The 21,478-nt window shown below is 38.2% G+C and carries 15 protein-coding genes, 3 tRNA genes and 3 rRNA genes; 6 read left to right on the top strand and 15 right to left on the bottom strand.

The window, feature by feature from the left end; genetic code table 11:
• Positions 1-9: 9 nt before the first annotated feature.
• From NPX36_RS10435 to nadC, 13 genes are all read right to left on the bottom strand, one after another.
• On the bottom strand, positions 10-990 hold the full coding sequence (locus NPX36_RS10435) for an IS30 family transposase (RefSeq protein ID WP_397376470.1): 981 nt from the start codon (positions 988-990) through the stop codon (positions 10-12).
• Positions 991-1,412: 422 nt separating this feature from the next.
• A 5S ribosomal RNA gene (rrf, locus tag NPX36_RS10430) occupies positions 1,413-1,524 on the bottom strand.
• A gap of 201 nt (positions 1,525-1,725) precedes the next feature.
• Positions 1,726-4,601, bottom strand: a 23S ribosomal RNA gene (locus tag NPX36_RS10425).
• 233 nt (positions 4,602-4,834) lie between these two features.
• Positions 4,835-4,908, bottom strand: a tRNA-Ala gene (locus NPX36_RS10420).
• A gap of 82 nt (positions 4,909-4,990) precedes the next feature.
• Positions 4,991-5,064, bottom strand: a tRNA-Ile gene (locus NPX36_RS10415).
• Positions 5,065-5,133: 69 nt separating this feature from the next.
• A 16S ribosomal RNA gene (locus NPX36_RS10410) occupies positions 5,134-6,651 on the bottom strand.
• The 16S, 23S and 5S rRNA genes sit together here with 3 tRNA genes alongside, the layout of an rRNA operon.
• A 200-nt stretch (positions 6,652-6,851) precedes the next feature.
• Positions 6,852-6,926: transfer RNA gene (locus NPX36_RS10405), tRNA-Val, on the bottom strand.
• Positions 6,927-7,204: 278 nt separating this feature from the next.
• A complete protein-coding gene (locus NPX36_RS10400) occupies positions 7,205-8,290 on the bottom strand; it encodes a T9SS type A sorting domain-containing protein (RefSeq protein WP_257498648.1) in 1,086 nt (361 codons plus the stop codon).
• 52 nt (positions 8,291-8,342) lie between these two features.
• Positions 8,343-9,347, bottom strand: coding sequence for a hypothetical protein (locus NPX36_RS10395; RefSeq protein WP_257498647.1), 1,005 nt, complete (start codon positions 9,345-9,347; stop codon positions 8,343-8,345).
• A gap of 457 nt (positions 9,348-9,804) precedes the next feature.
• Positions 9,805-12,255: a replication restart helicase PriA gene (priA, locus tag NPX36_RS10390; protein WP_257498646.1), complete on the bottom strand. Its 2,451-nt coding sequence runs from the start codon at positions 12,253-12,255 to the stop codon at positions 9,805-9,807.
• 141 nt (positions 12,256-12,396) lie between these two features.
• Positions 12,397-12,822 (bottom strand): DUF2147 domain-containing protein, encoded by a 426-nt coding sequence (locus NPX36_RS10385; protein ID WP_257498645.1) that lies wholly within the window; start codon positions 12,820-12,822, stop codon positions 12,397-12,399.
• A 2-nt stretch (positions 12,823-12,824) separates the two neighbouring features.
• Entirely contained in the window at positions 12,825-13,685 is an 861-nt protein-coding gene (locus NPX36_RS10380) for a YihY/virulence factor BrkB family protein (protein ID WP_257500743.1), read from the bottom strand.
• Between the two features lie 64 nt (positions 13,686-13,749).
• Entirely contained in the window at positions 13,750-14,610 is an 861-nt protein-coding gene (gene nadC, locus NPX36_RS10375) for a carboxylating nicotinate-nucleotide diphosphorylase (RefSeq protein WP_257498644.1), read from the bottom strand.
• Between the two features lie 67 nt (positions 14,611-14,677).
• On the opposite strand from nadC, the gene NPX36_RS10370 reads away from it, so the two are divergent.
• The 3 genes from NPX36_RS10370 (at position 14,678) to rlmH (ending at position 16,543) form a co-directional block, all read left to right on the top strand.
• Entirely contained in the window at positions 14,678-15,235 is a 558-nt protein-coding gene (locus NPX36_RS10370; protein WP_257498643.1) for a hypothetical protein, read from the top strand.
• A 19-nt stretch (positions 15,236-15,254) separates the two neighbouring features.
• A complete protein-coding gene (locus NPX36_RS10365) occupies positions 15,255-15,599 on the top strand; it encodes a tRNA-binding protein (RefSeq protein ID WP_257498642.1) in 345 nt (114 codons plus the stop codon).
• 470 nt (positions 15,600-16,069) lie between these two features.
• Positions 16,070-16,543 carry a 23S rRNA (pseudouridine(1915)-N(3))-methyltransferase RlmH gene (gene rlmH / locus NPX36_RS10360; protein ID WP_257498641.1) on the top strand — a complete coding sequence of 158 codons (474 nt, stop codon included), beginning with the start codon at positions 16,070-16,072 and terminating at the stop codon, positions 16,541-16,543.
• 535 nt (positions 16,544-17,078) lie between these two features.
• Here the strand turns inward: rlmH and NPX36_RS10355 are convergent.
• Positions 17,079-17,666, bottom strand: a complete 588-nt coding sequence (locus NPX36_RS10355; protein WP_257498640.1) for a hypothetical protein — start codon at positions 17,664-17,666, stop codon at positions 17,079-17,081.
• Between the two features lie 155 nt (positions 17,667-17,821).
• Positions 17,822-18,649 carry a dihydropteroate synthase gene (gene folP, locus NPX36_RS10350; RefSeq protein ID WP_257498639.1) on the bottom strand — a complete coding sequence of 276 codons (828 nt, stop codon included), beginning with the start codon at positions 18,647-18,649 and terminating at the stop codon, positions 17,822-17,824.
• Between the two features lie 86 nt (positions 18,650-18,735).
• Between folP and NPX36_RS10345 the strand changes: the two genes are divergently transcribed.
• The 3 genes from NPX36_RS10345 to NPX36_RS10335 are packed head-to-tail and all read left to right on the top strand — an operon-like array spanning position 18,736 to position 21,462.
• Positions 18,736-19,278 carry a DUF1599 domain-containing protein gene (locus NPX36_RS10345; protein WP_257498638.1) on the top strand — a complete coding sequence of 181 codons (543 nt, stop codon included), beginning with the start codon at positions 18,736-18,738 and terminating at the stop codon, positions 19,276-19,278.
• 25 nt (positions 19,279-19,303) lie between these two features.
• The gene (locus NPX36_RS10340; RefSeq protein ID WP_257498637.1) at positions 19,304-20,386 is read left to right on the top strand and encodes a DoxX family protein; all 1,083 of its coding nucleotides are present in this window, start codon (positions 19,304-19,306) and stop codon (positions 20,384-20,386) included.
• Positions 20,386-21,462, top strand: coding sequence for an ABC transporter permease (locus NPX36_RS10335; protein WP_257498636.1), 1,077 nt, complete (start codon positions 20,386-20,388; stop codon positions 21,460-21,462). The genes NPX36_RS10340 and NPX36_RS10335 overlap by 1 nt, the downstream gene beginning before the upstream one ends.
• Positions 21,463-21,478 lie beyond the last annotated feature (16 nt).

The following is a 21,478-nucleotide window of genomic DNA, read 5'->3' as shown; positions in this document are numbered from 1 at the left end:
ATCGTGGATTCAAGTTTTAAATGCAACTCGTCTATTTTCGTTCATTTTTAGAGCAAAAACTTCGTTAGGCGTTTTGAAACCAAATCTTTTTCGTGGTCTGTTGTTTAAAATATTAATAACTGTATTAATTTGATCTTGGGTTATCGATTCAAAGTTAGAACTTTTGGGAAAATATTGTCTTACTAAACCATTTAAATTTTCATTAGCACCTCTTTCCCAACTATGATAGGGCTTTGCAAAAAAGTAATCAATTGCGAGCTTTTCTGAGAGTTGCTCGTGGTTGGCAAATTCCTTTCCATTGTCTGATGTAATGGTGTGTAATAAAGGTTTCCAGTTTTTTAAAAGTTCTATGGTTTTGGTTTCTACGGCTTTTGCTTCTTTGCTGTCAATTTTTCCTATAAAAAGTAATCCTGTGGCTCGGTCGTTAATCGTTAGTAGTGCACCTTTATGATCTTTACCAATAACTAAATCTATTTCTAGATCTCCAAATCGTTCTTTTTTCTCCACAATTTGCGGTCGTTTGCTGATATCTACCCTATTGGCTATCAAGCCTCTATTGTCTTTTGAACTACCTCTTTTGCGGTATTTTTTACCTTTGGTTCTCAAATGTTTGTATAGGTTGCCACCGGCTCGCTTATCTTTCCAGATATACTGATAAATACGTTCGTGAGAAACCATTTTTTTTCCTTCTAAAACGGCTCTTCCCACCATTTGCTCTGGACTGAAATCTTGTGCTAAATACTGTTTTACATTGCTTATAACCTCTGGAGTGAATGTAAGTTTTTTAGGCTTGATTTGATGCCTTTTTTGGGCTTTTCGATGTGCTAAACTGGCTTTATAGATGCCGTTTCTGCCATCAGAATTTCTCTTGATTTCTCTGGAAACAACCGATTTGTCTTTCCCGATATAGTCGGCAATTTCAATAATTCGTTTACCTAAGCTGTGGTAAGTTTCAATTTTGTATCTTTGTTCAAGCGTTAAATGTCCCATCTTTATTTTGTAGTGTCGAAACCACAAAGTAAGGTATTTTTTCGCCAACAGGGGGAACATTTTAGCCCCGCGGGGCTAAAATGTTCCCCCTGTTTTTTTTATGATGTTGCATTTATTAGTTGAATCTAAGATGTAAAAAAAACGTGTAAATCTATAAATCTGTGGTTTGCTTAAGATTTAAAGTTTCAAGTTCTTTTAGATGAACTTGTCTCGAACCATAGTTCGATGGTTATGATGCAAATTTACAATTGACTTTAGCCACATTTCATGTATAATGTAAATTGTACTGCTGTACATTGAAGAAAAAAAGGCGGCGACCCGAGCTTGCGAATTGCGCCGCACCAACCGAGCGCAAAGCGAACGGTACACGTAGTAAATAACAAAAAAGAAAGCCCGTCTTGAAAAAGACAGGCTTTATTAAAAAAAGGCGGCGACATACTCTCCCACATGAAGATGCAGTACCATCTGCGCTATCGGGCTTAACTTCTCTGTTCGGAATGGGAAGAGGTGAGCCCCGATGCTATAACCACCTTAAATCTTTGTTTAAGGTTTAAAGTTTCTTTTGTTTCAGGTTTTTAACCTTGAACGTGTTAAACTTCGAACTTTAAACGCAGCTTTGCTGCAATATTGTTAACATATTTTCGATACTTTTATTTATTTGTAGATATTTCAGTCTTAATACTTAATACTTTCGTCTTAATACTAATACTATACTTTACAAAGCAACTTCCAGAGCACATAAGCATACGGGCTATTAGTACTACTCGACTATGACATTACTGCCTTTACATCTATAGCCTATCAACGTTGTCATCTCCAACGACCCTTTAAAGAAATCTCATCTTGTGGTGGGTTTCGCGCTTATATGCTTTCAGCGCTTATCCCTTCCCAACGTAGCTACTCAGCGATGCACCTGGCGGCACAACTGATACACCAGAGGTTGGTCCAATTCGGTCCTCTCGTACTAGAATCAGATCCACTCAAATTTCTAACGCCCACAGTAGATAGAGACCGAACTGTCTCACGACGTTCTGAACCCAGCTCGCGTGCCACTTTAATGGGCGAACAGCCCAACCCTTGGGACCTTCTCCAGCCCCAGGATGTGACGAGCCGACATCGAGGTGCCAAACCCCCCCGTCGATATGAGCTCTTGGGGGAGATCAGCCTGTTATCCCCGGCGTACCTTTTATCCTTTGAGCGATGGCCCTTCCATGCGGAACCACCGGATCACTATGCTCTACTTTCGTACCTGATCGACTTGTAGGTCTCTCAGTCAAGCTCCCTTTTGCCATTGCACTCTACGCACGGTTACCAAGCGTGCTGAGGGAACCTTTAGAAGCCTCCGTTACTCTTTTGGAGGCGACCACCCCAGTCAAACTACCCACCAAGCAATGTCCCCCGCAACGCGGGGTTAGATCTCAGATAAGCAAAGGGTGGTATTTCAACAATGACTCCACAACGCCTAGCGACGCCGCTTCATAGTCTCCCACCTATCCTACACATCACTTATCCAAGAACAATACTAAGCTATAGTAAAGGTGCACAGGGTCTTTTCGTCCCACTGCGGGTAATCGGCATCTTCACCGATACTACAATTTCACCGAGCTCATGGCTGAGACAGTGTCCAGATCGTTACACCATTCGTGCAGGTCGGAACTTACCCGACAAGGAATTTCGCTACCTTAGGACCGTTATAGTTACGGCCGCCGTTTACTGGGGCTTCAATTCAATGCTTCTCCGAAGATAACATCTCCTCTTAACCTTCCAGCACCGGGCAGGTGTCAGGCCCTATACTTCATCTTACGATTTGGCAGAGCCCTGTGTTTTTGATAAACAGTCGCCTGGACCTTTTCACTGCGGCCACGCCTGAGCGTGGCGACCTTTCTCCCGAAGTTACAGGTCTATTTTGCCTAATTCCTTAGCCATGAATCTCTCGAGCACCTGAGGATACTCTCCTCGACCACCTGTGTCGGTTTGCGGTACGGGTTCTAATAATCTAGGTTTAGAAGCTTTTCTTGACAGCCTTTAGGTACACTATCTCTTTGCCCGAAGGCTCCGAGTACTATCGCATTTCTCCAAGTCTTGCGCATTTTACTACAAAACCTATAGGTACGTGCTTTAACGAACTATTCCGTCAGTTCGCGGTACTTTCACCACTGCGTCACTCCATCACAATTATTACAAGTACGGGAATATTAACCCGTTGGCCATCGACGTCCCCCTTCGGGTGTGCCTTAGGTCCCGACTAACCCACAGCTGATTAGCATAGCTGTGGAAACCTTGGTCTTACGGTGTGCGGGTTTCTCGCCCGCATTATCGTTACTTATGCCTACATTTTCTTTTCTAAACAGTCCAGCAATTCTCACAAATCACCTTCTACCCAGTTTAGAATGCTCCCCTACCACTGTACCTTGTACAATCCATAGCTTCGGTAGTATGCTTATGCCCGATTATTATCCATGCTCGATCGCTCGACTAGTGAGCTGTTACGCACTCTTTAAATGAATGGCTGCTTCCAAGCCAACATCCTAGCTGTCGGGGCAATCAAACCGCGTTTTTTCAACTTAGCATACATTTGGGGACCTTAGCTGATGGTCTGGGTTCTTTCCCTCTCGGACATGGACCTTAGCACCCATGCCCTCACTGATGAAAATCATTTAATAGCATTCGGAGTTTGTCAGGAATTGGTAGGCGGTGAAGCCCCCGCATCCAATCAGTAGCTCTACCTCTATTAAACTTTTTCAGCGCTGCACCTAAATGCATTTCGGGGAGTACGAGCTATTTCCGAGTTTGATTGGCCTTTCACCCCTACCCACAGGTCATCCGAAGACTTTTCAACGTCAACCGGTTCGGTCCTCCATTTGGTGTTACCCAAACTTCAACCTGCCCATGGGTAGATCACACGGTTTCGCGTCTACCATTACTGACTCATGCGCCCTATTCAGACTCGCTTTCGCTTCGGCTGCGTAACTTAATTACTTAACCTTGCCAGCAACGGTAACTCGTAGGCTCATTATGCAAAAGGCACGCCGTCACCCAACGAATGGGCTCCGACCGCTTGTAGGCGTATGGTTTCAGGTTCTTTTTCACTCCGTTATTCACGGTTCTTTTCACCTTTCCCTCACGGTACTGGTTCACTATCGGTCTCTCAGGAGTATTTAGCCTTGGCGGATGGTCCCGCCGGTTTCAATCAAGGTTTCACGTGCCCCGACCTACTCAGGATACCACTATCTATTACATCTCTTACCAATACGGGACTATCACCCTCTGCGGTTCATCTTTCCAAATGATTCTTATTCGATTTGCATAAAATTCTGTGGTCCTACAACCCCAAAATTGCCGTAACAACTTTGGTTTGGGCTTTTCCGCGTTCGCTCGCCACTACTTACGGAATCACTTTTGTTTTCTTTTCCTCCGCCTACTTAGATGTTTCAGTTCAGCGGGTTTGCTTCCTTTTCAGGATGACATGTCTTCAACATGACGGGTTGCCCCATTCGGATATCTACGGATCACCTCGTGTGTGCCAATCCCCGTAGCTTTTCGCAGCTTATCACGTCCTTCTTCGCCTCTGAGAGCCTAGGCATTCCCCATACGCCCTTATTTTGCTTATTGTGCTCTACTTTTTTAGTTCTATGTTGTAAGTTATAGCTTATAGGTTCGAAAACCTAAAACGTATTTCTTATAACGTACTACCAAAAAATGTGCTTTATATTATTTCTAATATCTTTTCTACTTTTTAAATGTATCTCAATATGTCAATGAACTTTTTTTATTGTATAATGTAGTTTGTAATAGTGTATAATGTTCATTATACAATATACAACTTACATTTTACAGTAAATTGTGGAGAATAAGGGAGTCGAACCCTTGACCTCCTGCGTGCAAGGCAGGCGCTCTAGCCAGCTGAGCTAATCCCCCAATTTAATTACGAATCTTTTAATTACGAATTACGAATTGTGGATTCTTAACTTCTAGAATTTCCTTTGAATAAAATACTTTGTAGTCCCGGGCAGACTCGAACTGCCGACCCCTACATTATCAGTGTAGTACTCTAACCAGCTGAGCTACGAGACTCTGTATTTTTTATTCTGCTTTTTTTTGAACCAACAGTTAAAGAGTAAAAGATGTTTAAACCATCTCTAGAAAGGAGGTGTTCCAGCCGCACCTTCCGGTACGGCTACCTTGTTACGACTTAGCCCTAGTTACCGGTTTTACCCTAGGCAGCTCCTTGCGGTCACCGACTTCAGGTACCCCCAGCTTCCATGGCTTGACGGGCGGTGTGTACAAGGCCCGGGAACGTATTCACCGGATCATGGCTGATATCCGATTACTAGCGATTCCAGCTTCACGGAGTCGAGTTGCAGACTCCGATCCGAACTGTGACCGGTTTTATAGATTCGCTCCTTGTCGCCAAGTGGCTGCTCTCTGTACCGGCCATTGTAGCACGTGTGTGGCCCAGGACGTAAGGGCCGTGATGATTTGACGTCATCCCCACCTTCCTCACAGTTTACACTGGCAGTCTTGCTAGAGTTCCCGACATGACTCGCTGGCAACTAACAACAGGGGTTGCGCTCGTTATAGGACTTAACCTGACACCTCACGGCACGAGCTGACGACAACCATGCAGCACCTTGTAATTTGTCCGAAGAAATATCTGTTTCCAAATACGTCAAACTACATTTAAGCCCTGGTAAGGTTCCTCGCGTATCATCGAATTAAACCACATGCTCCACCGCTTGTGCGGGCCCCCGTCAATTCCTTTGAGTTTCAGGCTTGCGCCCGTACTCCCCAGGTGGGATACTTATCACTTTCGCTTAGCCACTCAAACCGAAGCTCGAACAGCTAGTATCCATCGTTTACGGCGTGGACTACCAGGGTATCTAATCCTGTTCGCTACCCACGCTTTCGTCCATCAGCGTCAATCATTTGTTAGTAACCTGCCTTCGCAATTGGTATTCCATGTAATATCTAAGCATTTCACCGCTACACTACATATTCTAGTTACTTCACAAATATTCAAGCCCTACAGTATCAATGGCATTTTTTTGGTTAAGCCAAAAACTTTCACCACTGACTTATAAAGCCGCCTACGGACCCTTTAAACCCAATGATTCCGGATAACGCTTGGATCCTCCGTATTACCGCGGCTGCTGGCACGGAGTTAGCCGATCCTTATTCTTACAGTACCGTCAAATTCCCACGCATGGGAGTGTTTCTTCCTGTACAAAAGCAGTTTACAATCCATAGGACCGTCATCCTGCACGCGGCATGGCTGGTTCAGGCTTGCGCCCATTGACCAATATTCCTCACTGCTGCCTCCCGTAGGAGTCTGGTCCGTGTCTCAGTACCAGTGTGGGGGATCTCCCTCTCAGGACCCCTACCCATCATCGTCTTGGTATGCCGTTACCACACCAACTAACTAATGGGACGCATGCTCATCTTATACCAATAAATCTTTATAATAATATTGATGCCAATACTATTAACTATAAGGTATTAATCCAAATTTCTCTGGGCTATCCCTTAGTATAAGGTAGATTGCATACGCGTTACGCACCCGTGCGCCGGTCTCAAAGCAGCAAGCTGCTTCTACCCCTCGACTTGCATGTGTTAGGCCTGCCGCTAGCGTTCATCCTGAGCCAGGATCAAACTCTTCATCGTATATTTTTTTTTATTGTTGATGTGTCGTTTAAAACCTCTTGGTTGCCCAAGAGCTTTTACTCTTTAATTCTCTGTTAATCCAATATGTCTATGAACTTATTCTTCTTATCTTCGCCTCTCTCTCAAAGCGGTTGCAAAAGTAAAACTTATTTTTTAATCAGCAAATTTATTTTTGCTTTTTTTGAAAAAGTTTTTTTTTGTGGGCGATGAGGGGTTCGAACCCCCGACCCCCTCGGTGTAAACGAGGTGCTCTGAACCAGCTGAGCTAATCGCCCTTTTTCTTTTTTGAACGGACTGCAAAGACAACAACCTTTTTCTATACCATCCAAATTTATTTTTTAGTTTTTTTTCTATGAATGTAGCTTTCGTTGTCCTGAAAGCGGTTGCAAATATACTACTCTTTTTTTGGCTTTTGCAAATGGTTTTTGAAAGTTCTTTAATTTTTTTTGTAATTGTTGGAAAGCGTGTGGTTTTGAAGTTTAAGCTAGGTAAGAATAATCTTTGCCAAAGTTCCAAACTTTGGCAAAGTTGTTTTGAAGCTCCAGAAAAAAAACTACTTTTTCACCAGTTTTTTAACCGCTATGCCTTGCTTGGTTTGCAAGTGCAGCATATATGTGCCGTTTGCTAAGTGTTCTACATTTAATTGTATTTCGGTTTCGTTGTTGTAGGTTTGGGTACTTAATTGCTTGCCTGCAATATCATAGACCGTGATTTGCTGTATTTGCATATTTTCGGCGTTGGTGATGTTTACTACGCTGTTTGCCGGGTTAGGGTATAAATTAAATTTTTCTGCCAACTGCTCGGTGGTGCTTAACGCAATTACATTAGGCGGCACTGCACTGATAGCCGTTATTTTGATGTTGTCGTAACGGTTTTGGGCATACCCTAATGGCCCATTTAGTGGGCTATCTAAAGAAGTGAATAACATTATGGTATCTGGTGCAAAATCGTGCAGCAAGTTGGTAGATGTGCTGTTTTTTAAAAAATCGCCCGAAAAAACCTTATTGAAATAAGGAATATTAAAATAAACCTTTCTATTGCCATAATCTAAATAAACCTCTATTTTTATCCACGTATTAAACGGCAAATAATGATCCAGTCCCAACCCATAAGGAATAATATTTTCTGGTGCGGAATCTACCTCTCCTGTGGTATCAGCAGCTCCTCTGATAATAGCAAGAGTTTTTTCAAAATCTAAAAGAGCTATAGGAAATTCAAGCGAAATAAAAGGGTCTCCTTTAAGGAGAAATATACCACTTTGGTTACCTACAACTCCCACTGGTTGCTTAGGCCCTGTAAAATAATCAATCTCGAATTTTAAAACCTCATTTCCGGCGGTGCGGTTTCCCATCAGTGGGCTCAGGTTGCTTTTATAAGCACGTAATGACTCACCTGGTGATAAAGGAATACTGATATCTAGCACTTTACCTTTTCCTGATTCATTTACAATACTAAAAAAATTGTTGGATTGCGTGTACATAGAATAGGTAAGCCAACCGCCTTGTCCGGGTATTTTGGCTGTGGGGTCTGTTCCTAAATATCCCCAATTAAAGCTGTCGAAATTTTCGGTATAGAGTACTTGGCTGTATGCAGTATTCATAAAAAACAAGTACATGCACCATACGAGTAGCTTTTTCATAGTTGTATATTTTTTATAGTGCAAGGCTGCTTTTTTGGGCAGCCTTGCATATTTATAAGGTTACGTGTAAATATAATGCAGAATTTTGCCACAACCATAAACTGTTTTGCAAAAAGTCCAAGCTAAGTTTATAGGTTCCGTCTATGTCCACTTTATGCAACTTTAAACTCTGTGGCACATCAAACACAATTTCGTGCGAATCGCATTGACCGTTGCTGGGGTTGCCGTTTATGTTCCAAACTGTTCCGTTTATGGAAAGGTCATTATAGTAGTACAAATCTAAAGTACCCAATGCTGGAGCGTTTCCCTGTGAATGATTACCCCATGAATCGAGAACCGGCTGCCAATTCTGGTCAGGATCGCTACCCGTTGGCAATGTTTTAATTTCAGGATGTAACAAAGCTGTTGTTACTAACGAACCGGTAAATTTATCATAAACTTCCACTTCATAGAAAAACACTTTACCGTATTCATACAACAAATCACGTTCCGGACCGGTTAACTGTCCAAAGAAAAAACCGTCATCTTCTCCTGGCATTCCAGGATGAGCTGCTTGCTGAGGTTGACCTTTTCTAGCCAAATGGAAAGTTTCACTTTCTACGCGATACGTCCAACCTGCTTGCGGATATGCTCCTATATCAAAAAAATTGGTTATTCTCACCAGCTTACCGGCTTCTTGCCCTTGACCCGGAATGGTTGAATTTCCACCATACAAATTCGGATAATTCCCTCCTAAATTAGTTGCCAAAGGAATCGCAGCACCCGTGACTGGGTCGTGAAAAACACCATCGTCATCGCCGTCAAAATATGCTAAGCCCACGTATGCAAAAACTTTTAATTTATAGGGCGACGCAAATTCTGAATTGCCGTTGTTAAATAAATAAGATGGTTGTTTTCTGCGAACATTTCTGTTCCAAATGTCCCACGGTGAGGCATAATTATCACCCGCCCAAATAGTTCCGCTTTGCCCGCTGTTTCCATGTGCATTTCCTGGATTGTTGTTGTTAAAGCTGTTGGTTTGGTAGTGCGAACCTGTTTCAGCATTTTGCTGATCCAAATCGTCAACAATTGTGTCGGTTGTACATGCTGTAAGGGTTAGGCCTATTACCCCCCCCTACAAAATTTTGCTTAATTTACTCATAATTATCAAATTTTAGTTGATTGAAATGTAAATATAACAAAAAATTTAACACCTTGTTAAATAAAACAAAAATTATTTATAAAGCATTTAGTTTTTAGTAATTAGCTTTTAGTTTTTTTTAGTTTGAAACTTTGGCATAGTTGTACAATTTTACAAAATACAATTTACAGCATACAGTAAAATCCGCGTTAGGGATAGCAGCGAAAATCCTTTTTGTGAGCTTGCGAACAAAAAGATTGTAGCGAATAGCCCGACCCGACTGTTTACTTGTTTTTTTCTGTGATATACGAAATGGTGTGTGGGTTCTGAGCTTTGTTTTGAAACGGAATGGAAGGGGAACGCCCTAATAAATAATTTGAAAATAGATTTATGATTAATAAAAATCTACATTTATTTTGGTTCTTACGGCCTTGAAGGTACCGATGCTGTCTAAACTATTGATGCTTTTTTGGATGGATGCTTTTAAGGAATGTGCCGATTTATTGATGGGCATTTTTACTAAAATGATTTGTATGTATTTGTTTCGGATACGGTTTACAGATGGTTCTTGTGGTCCTAACACTAGGATATCGGCGATGTTGCTTCGCAGGTTGGTTGCAAGCCATTGGGCTGCGTCTTTTGTTTTATCGAAATTGGTGTGTTTTAGTTGTAATCGTATCAAACGGTAAAAAGGCGGATATTTAAAATGTAGGCGTTCATACATTTGTTCTTTGAACATGGCTTGATAGTTGTTTTGGGTAACTTGTTGTATGGTGTTGTGATACGGATTATAGGTTTGAATGATTACTTTTCCTTGTTTGTTTTTTCGGCCGGAACGCCCGGCTACTTGTGTAAGCAATTGATATGCTCGTTCGTATGCTCGAAAATCTGGTAGTGTGAGTAAACTGTCTGCATTCATGATACCTACAAGTGTAACGTTATCAAAATCGAGTCCTTTGGCTAGCATTTGTGTGCCAACCATTACGTCTATTTCTCTGTTTTTGAATCCGTCGATCAGGCGTTCAAAGGCAAATTTTCCGCGTGTGGTATCTTGATCCATTCGTGCGATATTTTTATTTGGAAAAATGGTTCGCAGGGCATCTTCTATCTGTTCGGTTCCTAACCCTTTGGTGGATAATTCATTGCTGTGGCACGAATGGCATTTGGTGGGCATTGCCATGGTGTATCCGCAATAGTGGCATTTTAAATAATTTTGTCGTTTGTAATAGGTGAGGCTTACATCGCACATGGTGCAATGCGGAACGTGGCCGCAGGTTAAGCATTCTAAAACGGGAGAAAAACCTCGGCGATTTTGAAAAAGCAATACCTGTTCGCCATTGTAAAAGGCTTCGTTCATGGCATCGATTAATTTGATGCTGAAAAAGCCGTTTATTTCTTTCTTTTTTCGAGCTTCTTTTAAATCTACTACTACTACTTCTGGCAATTGAACATTTGTAAATCGTTGATTGAGTTCCACATAGCCATATTTTTGTTGGTAGGCATTGTAATAACTTTCTAAGCTTGGTGTGGCAGAGCCTACCAACACTTTGGCTTTGAACATTTTTGCTAATACAATAGCTGCGTCGCGTGCATGAAAGCGCGGCGCTGGATCGGCTTGTTTATAACTGGCTTCGTGTTCTTCGTCTATAATAATTAACTGTAAATTTTTGAAGGGAAGAAAAACCGATGAACGCGATCCTATTACAATTTGTGCATTTTCGGTATGGTTTAAAACGTGGTGGTACACCTCTACCCTTTCGTTTTCGGAATATTTTGAGTTGTAAACTGCTACTTTGTTGCCAAAATAGGCTGTTAACCGCTGTACTAATTGCGTGGTTAAACCAATTTCGGGCACTAAAAAAAGTACTTGCTGTTGGTTTTGTACAGCTTCTTTTATCAACTCTATATACATTTCGGTTTTTCCGGAACCGGTTACTGCGTTTAAAAGGGTTACATCGTGTTTTTGAAACGATGTTTGAATATTTTGTAGCGTTGCTTGCTGTTTTTGGGTGAAATCGATATCATCTAAAAAGGCATCATTGAACTGTACGCGGTCTTCAGCCAATGTATAAACCGTAAAAATTTCTTTCTTTTCTAAATTACTAAAAATGGCTGCTGAAACTTCGGCTTCTTTCAACAACTCTTTTAAGGCAATGGGTGTGTTTTTGGCTTGTAATTGAAAATACTTTAAAACAAGTGCACGCTGTTTTTCTGTTTTCAGTTGATGGTCTAACAGGTGTATTAGTTTTTGTTCTTCTTTATAGTTTTCGTGCAAAGCAACATATTTTACTAGTTTTGGCTTGTATTTTTCGTGAATATGTTGGTTTAGGTAAATGATTTCTTTTTGCAGTAAGGCATCAATCACATGGAAAACCTTTTTTTTGTTTAATATATTCTGAACCTCATCAAACCGAAGAATGGGTTGCTGTTCAAAAGCTTCAAAAAGCAGGTATTCATCATCGGTAAGTGTGCTTAAATCTACCGTTAAATGGGTATTTAAGCTTAAAATGGTTTCGCTTTCTAACAAAAAAGCCGAAGGCAAAGCTGCTTTGTACACTTCGCCCAACGAACACATATAATAATTGGCAATCCACTGCCAAAATTCTAATTGAATTGGAGTTGCAATGGGTTGTTCATCAATAATTGTAAGGATATCTTTGGGTTCATAAAGTGCTGGTGTTTCATGGTGTTTTGCCCACACAATTGCGGTATATACCAAGCGTTTGCCAAATGGAACGGCAACGCGCATACCAGGCTGCAAAAACTGATGTTCTGCTTGAGAAACCTTATATGTGAAGGTGGTTGCTAGCGATAAGGGTACAACAACATCTATAAAATAATCCATAAAACAAAGATACAAAAAGCTTTTAGCGTTTTATTCTTAATCGTTTTTATTTATATTGATTTTATCAATTTGATGTTTAACGTAAAAAAACCTACAAGGTTCTTAAAACCTTGCAGGTATATTATAGTTTATTTTACAAAATTATTTAACGCGTACCCAGGTTTGTGTGCGTCCTAATGCTTGGATTCCAATGTATCCACGAACGTCTAATTTATCGGCACCGTTTAGTTTTAATAAACATTTATACTCTTTTCCTGAAGAAGGATCAATGATTTTACCGCCCGAATATTCTTGCCCGTCTTTTGAAAGTCCTTTGATAATAGTTAAACCTTTAATGGGTTTTCCTTTGTCTGAACCTGGACATTTATCGCATTTGGCATCTTTTTTATCGGTTAAAATTTCAACTACTTTTCCGTAAATTTTACCATTTTTTTCTGAAATTTCTACAATCGATTTTGCTTTACCGGTTTCATCGTCAATTGTTTTCCACTTTCCGGTTACTGTTTGTGCTTGCATGCTGATTGCAGCAAAAGCCGTTAATACAAAGGTTGCTAATACTTTTTTCATATCTAATTCTTGTTTTTATTGTTACTAATATACAAATTTCTTCTTTTGGCTGTATAAATCGCAGCATTTAATTCAAAACCTAATAATAAAATCATGCAATTGATCCAGATGTAAATCATTATAACCAAAAGTGTGCCAATTGATCCATACAACTCATTATATTTTGCAAATTTCGACACATAAAACCCGAAGGCTACTGATGTGAGCGACATTAAAATGGTTGTAAAAACCGATCCGTATGATATAAAAGCTAAATGTTTGGTTTCTTTTGTTCCGAATTTATAGAGAATGGAAACAGTGAGTAAAATCATTAATACCACAAAGAGATTTCGGGCAATATCTGCCGCCCAAGGAAAATCGGAAACGTGCATTAATACTTCGACTGTTAAATAAACCGCTACGGAAAGTACCAACATTAAACTTAACAAAACCGATAATACGATGGCTATTAAATATTGCCGGAAAAAATTTCTTGATACCGATAAATGTGCCGATGACTGAAACCCATTGATGATGGCATTTACGCCATTTGCCATAAAAATCACCGACATAATCACCCCGGTTGACAATAAACTTCTATACGAATTGCTCATAATATCAATCAGTATCAATTCAATGGCATCATAAGTAGTGGGCGGTACATTTTCTTCTACAAAAAGCAAAAAGCTTTCTTGAAAATTATCTATTGGAATATAAGGTATTAAATTCAGTAAAAATAATGCAAACGGAAACAAAGCCATAAAAAACGTGAAGGCAATAGATCCTGCTTTGTAATTGAGGGCACCTTCAACAATTCCTGCAAAATAAATACGCAATAACTGATACAGCGTTAAACCTTCCAATCCAGGAACTTTTGCCCGCATGGAAAACTTAATGAGTTTGCCTACTATTGGTATTTTTGTTATTTTCACTGTTTTTTTGCCCAATTTAAAGAACCGCTTTTAAACTTAAATCCATATTGTAAACCGAATGTGTCAATGCACCACTCGATATAAAATCTACACCACATGCTGCATAATTGCGAATGGTTTTTTCGTTGATATTTCCAGAAGATTCAGCCAAACATTTGCCATTAATCATTGCAACGGCAGTTTTGGTATCTTCATAATTAAAATTATCAATTAAAATTTGATAAACGCCTTCGTTTTGCAGAATTTCTTCGATTTCGGTTAAATTTCGGGCTTCCACAATAATCTTTAAATCTTTGTTGTGGTCTTTTAAGTATTGTTTTGTTTGTGTGATTGCTTGGGAAATGCCGCCTGCAAAATCGATATGATTGTCTTTCAGCATAATCATGTCATACAGCGCAAAACGATGGTTTTTGCCACCGCCAATCTTCACCGCCCATTTTTCTATGGCACGAATTCCTGGTGTGGTTTTGCGGGTATCCAGCACTTTTGCTTTGGTGCCTTCTACCAAATCAACAAAAAATTTGGTTTTAGTGGCAATGGCACTCATTCGCTGCATGGAATTCAATACCACGCGCTCTGCTTTTAAAATTGATTGTGATTTTCCGGTTACATAAAAAGCAATATCGCCGTATTTTACAGGAGTTCCATCAGGAATCAACACTTCAACCTGCATTTCCGGATCCACATAATGGAACACCATTTTAGCAAAATCAACTCCTGCCAAAATACCTTCATCTTTTACCAAGAGTTTTGCTTTTCCAATGGCATTGACCGGAATACAAGCTAGTGAGCTGTGATCACCATCGCCCACATCTTCGCGAATGGCATTTTCTATGATTAATTTTAATTCGTTCGTAAATTGTTCTTCTGAAATCATTTTTTTCTATCTTTAATTGCTAAAGTACAAATTTTTGGTATTTTTACTAACTCTCACTCAAAGGAAAATGAATAACTATTATAAAAAAAAGACAGATACTATTAATTTGTATTTAGAATTAAATGTAAGAGCTTCCTTCTTTGGAAAAACACTTCTATTGATTACTATTTTAATCGCACTAATACCACTCTTTTTCTTTGCTCGTGATTCCTATAAGAATCCAGAAAATTCATCTGATTTTATTTTACCTGCAATAATTATAATTGGGCTAATTATTATTTTTCCCGTTCGCTATTTAATTTGGAATTCTTTTGGTAAGGAATTCATCATTATAAATGCTAAAACCATTAGTTATAATTACAATTATAGAATTATCACTACAAACCTAAAAACAATTCCATTTAATAAATTAGCTACTAGAATTGATATTGTTAAAGAAGAAAATAATATTGAATATGGTAAACTTGTTTTCTTTAATTATCATAAGGAAACTAATTTACCGGAATTAATCTTTGAAACATCTGTTTTGCTTTGCTTAGATGATTTAAAAAAAATTGAGCATTCCATATGGGAATTATTGAATCCAAAAGAAGAAAGCATATTAAATACATTTTTTGTTAACTAATTTTTTTTAATTCATACTTATGATCAAACCCACAATTTCTTGGAACGATTTTGAAAAGATCGATATGCGTGTAGGAACCATCATTGATGCACAACCATTTGAAAAAGCTAAAAATCCGGCGTATAAACTGTGGATTGATTTTGGAGCAGAAATTGGCATTAGAAAAACATCGGCACAAATTACCGTTTTGTATGCTGTTGAGGAATTAATGGGGAAACAAATTGTGGCTGTGGTTAATTTTCCACCCAAGCAAATTGCCGATTTTATGAGCGAATGTCTGGTTTTAGGGGTTGTGGCCAGCGATAAAGAAGTTACCCTGCTTGCTCCAGGAAAAAAGGTAGAGAATGGTTTGGCAATTGGTTAAACTAAACTAGTTTTAATAGTACACGACAAAAGTATATATCGTTAATTTTAAACCACATAGATTAGCTATAATAATGTATATAAGATTTTATAGTTCGTCATTGACGAAACATAGCTTATATGTATTATCAAATAAGTTTTAACTCTTTTATATTCAAATACTTGATTTCTATTACCACGGATGAACGGATATAATTTTTCAGATAATGCTACTCACAATTAATCTTCACAGATTTTGAATGCGATGCATTCAATAAAAATGATGCTTCTTTATAATTTGCTTTAAGTAATATATAATAATCTGTGCATCTGTGGGAATTTTATAATGAATTAAGGGGTTATCAAAAAATGAAAAATTTCCTGCCTTCAAAAGGTAAAACCTGTGTTTCTTACGTGGTAAAATAGTATAATTTTTAATATCATTGTTCCTTTTGTTGTGTATTAAAGCTATTTTTGCAAAAACAAATTTCTATGAACATCAAACTTTTGGCAATTGGTAAAACCGACAATAAGAATCTGCAAGCGTTAATTGACGAATATACCAAGCGTTTGGGCTTTTACATTAAGTTTGATTTAGAAATTATTGCCGATATTAAAAACGTTAAAAACCTTTCGGAAGCGCAACAAAAACAAAAAGAAGGCGAATTGATTTTAAGCAAACTTACCGCAACCGATCATTTGATTTTATTAGATGAAAACGGAAAAAGTTTTTCCAGCGTTGGTTTTGCGGATGAACTGCAAAAGAAAATGAATGCCGGCATTAAAACCTTGGTGTTTGTAATTGGCGGACCTTATGGTTTTTCAGACGAAGTGTATAAAAAAGCAAACGGAAAAATATCGCTTTCTGCCATGACGTTTTCACACCAAATGGTTCGTTTGTTTGTTATTGAACAAATTTACCGTGGTTTCACTATTTTAAAGAATGAACCGTATCATCATCAATAAAACATTGAAATAGTATAATGTAAATTGTATTTCTGTATATTGTTGTTGAGGGTTTGAGGTTTAAAGTTGAAGGTTTAAAGTTGAAAGTTTAAGGTTTGAATTTGATCTTTGAATTTGATCTTTGAATTTGATCTTTGAATTTGATCTTTGAATTTGAAGTTTGAATTTGATATTGAATTTGATATTGAATTTGATATTGAATTTGATATTGAGTTTGAAGTTTGAAGTTGAGGTTTGAAGTTGAGGTTTGAAGTTTGAATTTGATGTTTGAATTTGATCTTTGAATTTGAAGTTTGAATTTGATATTGAATTTGATATTGAATTTGATATTGAGTTTGATATTGAGTTTGAAGTTTGAAGTTGAGGTTTGAAGTTGAGGTTTGAAGTTTGAATTTGATGTTTGAATTTGATGTTTGAATTTGATGTTTGAATTTAATATTGATACAAAAGGCTTTAGCCAAATCTTTTAAAATACTTTTGTATGATATGTTTTAGTCATCTTGACTTAGCTCGATGTGACAATTCTAAATAAAACCTAATTCACATAAACCTCACTATTCAAGCTTTCTGAAATCTTTTGTTTTTCTAATTCGATTAGAATATTTACAAAAGTTTCAACACCTATATTTTTATCAATTCTTACCAAATAAGTTTGTATTTTATCCAAAGGATTTTTTGCATCAGCTACCGATTTTAACAACAAACTTTGAACTCCTTCTGCTAATTCATAAACGGGTTGTTCTTCTAATGCAAAACTTTCAAAAGGCATTTTTACATACGCATTTTGTTTGTGAAGTGTATCGCTATACACCAAATAAATAGCTTTGGTATCTTCGTGCATGCCGCCTTTTTTGTGTTTCTTTTCGGTTAATTCTTGTAAAAACGGAGCTACTTCATTCATTGTTAAATCTCTATCAATTGAAAGCACCCAATGTGTGTTTCCTATTAAGCTGTTTTTTTGGATTTCAACTTTTCCTGCTTCGTTTTTTAGAATATAAGCCGGACTAAAATCGGTCATTTCGGTTACAACAGAAAAATCAGATCGACTGATTTTCATTTCTTTTTGTTGGCACGATGTGAATAAAATCGCACCAAAAATCAAGGTAAATAGTTGAGTTTTCATAATCATTAATAGATTTTTTTACCACAGATGCACAGATTTAAATTTTTATCTTTTTAAATTATAAACTGCACACAGATAATTTTAATAATCGAAATTAGAAAATCTTAATAGTTTTTTAAGAAACAATCGTATTTATCTGTGCATCTGTGGCAAATTTAACAATATGTTTTCGTATAAAGTTTTACACATTCCACAGCTTCTCTCACATCATGCACGCGCAACAAATTAGCACCTTTTATCAACGAAATCGTATTTAAAACGGTTGTTCCGTTTAATGCATCTTGCGGTGTGGTTTCAAAAAACTTGTAAATCATCGACTTTCTTGAAAGTGCCGATAATACCGGAACATTCAAATTTTGCAACAAATCCAACTTATTCAAAACTTCGTAATTCTGATCCAACGTTTTCGAAAAACCAAAACCAGGATCCACAATCACATCTACAATTCCGTGCTGTTGTGCCTGTGCCATTTTATCGGAAAAATAATAAATCATTTCGTGCATCACATCGTCATAATCGGTAAACTGTTGCATATTTTGCGGCGTTCCTTTCATGTGCATCATAATGTAAGGCGCTTTAAAACTGCCCACCACTTGCATCATTTGATCGTCTAAATTGCCTGCCGAAACATCGTTTATCATTGCTGCACCCAAATCCAAGGTTTGCTTGGCAACTTCGGCTCGGAACGTATCAATCGAAAAAACAGCATTCGGAAATTTTTTCACCAAATGCTTCACCACCGGCACCATGCGTTCCAACTCTTCTTCTTCTGAAACAAAAGGCGCATTTGGTTGGGTAGAATACGCGCCAATATCAATAATAGCAGCGCCTTCTTGCAACATTTTTTCGATTTGTTGTTCGATTTTTTCTAAGGAATGATGCCATCCGCCATCGAAAAAAGAATTGGGCGTGATGTTTAAAATCCCCATGACTTTTGGCGTTTCAAACGTGACTAATTGTCCTTTGCAATTGATTGATTTCATTATTTATTGGAATAAATACCTGCTTTTGTTTTTATTGTGCGAACAGATTGTTATTTTTGGTAAAATTTATACAAAGATACTTGAATATGCTTTCAACAGCGGAACAATATGATAAAATAATTGCCATTTGCAGACAATTATACATTAACAAATTACAAGATTACGGCTGTGCGTGGCGCATTTTGCGATTGCCCTCGTTAACCGATCAAATTTATATCAAAGCATGCCGAATTCGGTCGTTACAAGAAAATGATGTACGAAAAATTGATGAAGACGAAACTTCGGAATTCATCGGAATCATTAATTACAGCATCATGGCGTTGATTCAATTGGAAAAAGGCGTTTCTAAAGAAGCCGATTTATCCACCCAAGAAGCCATTGATTTGTACGACAAGCACATTGCCATTACCAAAGAATTGATGATGAACAAAAACCACGATTACGGCGAAGCTTGGCGCGATTTGCGGATTTCATCGCACACCGATATCATTTTGCAAAAGCTGCTGCGAGTGAAACAAATCGAAGACAACAAAGGAAAAACCCTCGTGTCTGAAGGGTTAGATGCCAATTACCAAGACATGATCAATTATGCGGTTTTTGCATTGATTTTAATGAATTTTGCCCAATAACATATATCTAAACTTATATTGAACAATGGAAAACTTAAAAAAATATCTACCGTGGACAATTAGAATCATTATTTCGTTTTTATTCTTAATTTCTGCCGTTGCCAAATTATACCCGAGTCCGTATTTTGCGATTTCAACGTTTGAAGTAAAACAGTTATATCCAATGGGTTTTTCAGAAGATGTGGCGGTATATTTTTCGCGCATTTTAATTGGAATTGAACTGGCATTAGGCATTTTATTGTTGCAGAATAACTTTTTGCGAAGAATTGTGATTCCTGCAACGATGTTAATGTTAGTGGTTTTTACGGTTCATTTGGGAATTGATACCATACAAACAGGCGGAAATTCTGGAAATTGTGGTTGTTTTGGAAGTTTATTACCCATGACTCCCATTCAAGCAATCATTAAAAACGTGATTGCTATCATCTTGTTAATCATTTACTTATACATTACACCAAAATCGGTAAAAGAAGGTAGTAATTGTTGGGTGTTATCCACCATAACTTTTGCAGCCATTTTAGCGTTGTTTATGATCGCACCTATTCAGCCAAAAGTAGCAGAAATTGCTACAGAAGAAATGGAAACACCTTTAGAAACTATTGAAAATCAACCAACTGAAACGATTGCTGTAAATCCGACTGAAACTACTGTTACTGAAGAAGTTCCGACTGAAACGGCTAAACCGGTTGTTGATGAACCTGCAAAGGTAAAATCGGGCTACACACAATATTTTTCGAATATCGATCAAGGAAAAAAAATCTTGGCATTGTTTGTACCAGGTTGCGAACATTGCCGTGATGTGGCGAAAGAGCTGACGGAGATGAAGCGAAAAGACAAAAATTTCCCTAAAATACAAATTGTCTTTATGAACGAAGAACCCGAAAAAATTTCTGATTTCTTTGAATTTGCCGGAGCTACTTATCCTTATAAAATCATTGAAGTGATTCCGTTTTGGAAATTGTTGGGGAACAACAAAGACACGCCTGGAATCATCTATTTTTGGAATGGAAATAAAATCAAAGAATGGGACGGCATTAACGAGAAAAAATTTGTGGGTTCCGAGTTAAAATCGCTCTTAAAAAAGAATTATTCCGAAATTAAAAAATAGTGCTGAGGTATTTTCTAAATAAACTGGGGTATTCGTTTTTTACGCTTTTTGGTGTAATAACCGTTGTGTTTATCTTGTTCAATATTTTGCCGGGCGATCCTGCCAGAATGATGCTGGATCAAAACGAAAACTCGGAACAATTGGCACTCATCAAAAAGAAATACGGCTTTGACCAACCCGTTATCAATCAATATTTTTATTATTTGAACGATTTATCGCCGGTATCATTTCACAAAAAACAAGCTGGTCATTACACGTTTTATACCGAAGAAAAATACGGCGGAACTGTTTTATTCAGCACCCAAAAGTATGATGTGGTTTTAAAAACACCTTATTTGCGCGAAAGTTTTCAAAAAAACGGTAAAAAAGTAACCGAAATCATTGCTCATACCCTACCCAGCACAGTGGTTTTAGCCGTTTTTTCGATTGTAATTGCATTGCTAATCGGAGTGTTTTTAGGGATCATTTCGGCATTAAACGCCAATAGCTTTTTCGACCGAATCATCGCACTCATCAGCACCTTGGGAATGAGTGTTCCCTCGTTTTTCAGTGCCATTTTGTTTGCATGGATTTTTGGTTTTTTGTGGCATCAATACACGGGTTTAAACATGACCGGCAGTTTGTACGAAGTGGACGATTTTGGCGAAGGCACCCATTTAGCCTTGAAAAACGCCGTACTTCCGGCAGTGGTTTTAGGCATTCGTCCGTTGGGTGTGGTCATTCAATTAATGCGCAATTCGTTGCTCGAAGTCTTGAACCAAGAATACATTCGCACGGCAAAAGCCAAAGGATTATCCACCTATAAAATCATCACCAAACACGCCTTGAAAAATGCACTAAACCCTGTTGTTACTGCCATGTCGGGTTGGTTTGCATCCATGTTGGCCGGTGCGGTTTTTGTGGAATATATTTTCGGATGGAACGGTTTGGGTAAAGAAATTGTAGATGCATTGAACAATTTAGACCTGCCGGTAATCATGGGATCGGTGATTGTGGTAGCAACTACATTTGTGGTGATTACCGTTTTGGTAGATTTAATCTATGCCTATTTAGACCCAAGAATTAAACTGAAATAGTGTTATTATCGAAAGG

This window comes from Paenimyroides aestuarii, assembly GCF_024628805.1.
Classification (GTDB): Bacteria; Bacteroidota; Bacteroidia; order Flavobacteriales; family Flavobacteriaceae; genus Flavobacterium; species Flavobacterium aestuarii_A.
The sequence above is the reverse complement of the archived record's forward strand: the minus strand, read 5'-3'. Positions and strand labels throughout refer to the sequence as shown.

Bases quoted from the DNA above. Each gene is read 5' to 3' on its own strand.
- NPX36_RS10370 (WP_257498643.1), top strand. From the start codon at position 14,678: ATGAATAACTATTATAAAAAAAAGACAGATACTATTAATTTGTATTTA.
- NPX36_RS10340 (WP_257498637.1), top strand. From the start codon at position 19,304: ATGGAAAACTTAAAAAAATATCTACCGTGGACAATTAGAATCATTATT.
- rlmH (WP_257498641.1), top strand. From the start codon at position 16,070: ATGAACATCAAACTTTTGGCAATTGGTAAAACCGACAATAAGAATCTG.
- NPX36_RS10355 (WP_257498640.1), bottom strand. From the start codon at position 17,666: ATGAAAACTCAACTATTTACCTTGATTTTTGGTGCGATTTTATTCACA.
- NPX36_RS10380 (WP_257500743.1), bottom strand. From the start codon at position 13,685: ATGCGGGCAAAAGTTCCTGGATTGGAAGGTTTAACGCTGTATCAGTTA.
- NPX36_RS10345 (WP_257498638.1), top strand. From the start codon at position 18,736: ATGCTTTCAACAGCGGAACAATATGATAAAATAATTGCCATTTGCAGA.
- NPX36_RS10435 (WP_397376470.1), bottom strand. From the start codon at position 990: ATGGGACATTTAACGCTTGAACAAAGATACAAAATTGAAACTTACCAC.
- NPX36_RS10385 (WP_257498645.1), bottom strand. From the start codon at position 12,822: ATGAAAAAAGTATTAGCAACCTTTGTATTAACGGCTTTTGCTGCAATC.
- priA (WP_257498646.1), bottom strand. From the start codon at position 12,255: ATGGATTATTTTATAGATGTTGTTGTACCCTTATCGCTAGCAACCACC.
- folP (WP_257498639.1), bottom strand. From the start codon at position 18,649: ATGAAATCAATCAATTGCAAAGGACAATTAGTCACGTTTGAAACGCCA.
- NPX36_RS10365 (WP_257498642.1), top strand. From the start codon at position 15,255: ATGATCAAACCCACAATTTCTTGGAACGATTTTGAAAAGATCGATATG.
- nadC (WP_257498644.1), bottom strand. From the start codon at position 14,610: ATGATTTCAGAAGAACAATTTACGAACGAATTAAAATTAATCATAGAA.
- NPX36_RS10400 (WP_257498648.1), bottom strand. From the start codon at position 8,290: ATGAAAAAGCTACTCGTATGGTGCATGTACTTGTTTTTTATGAATACT.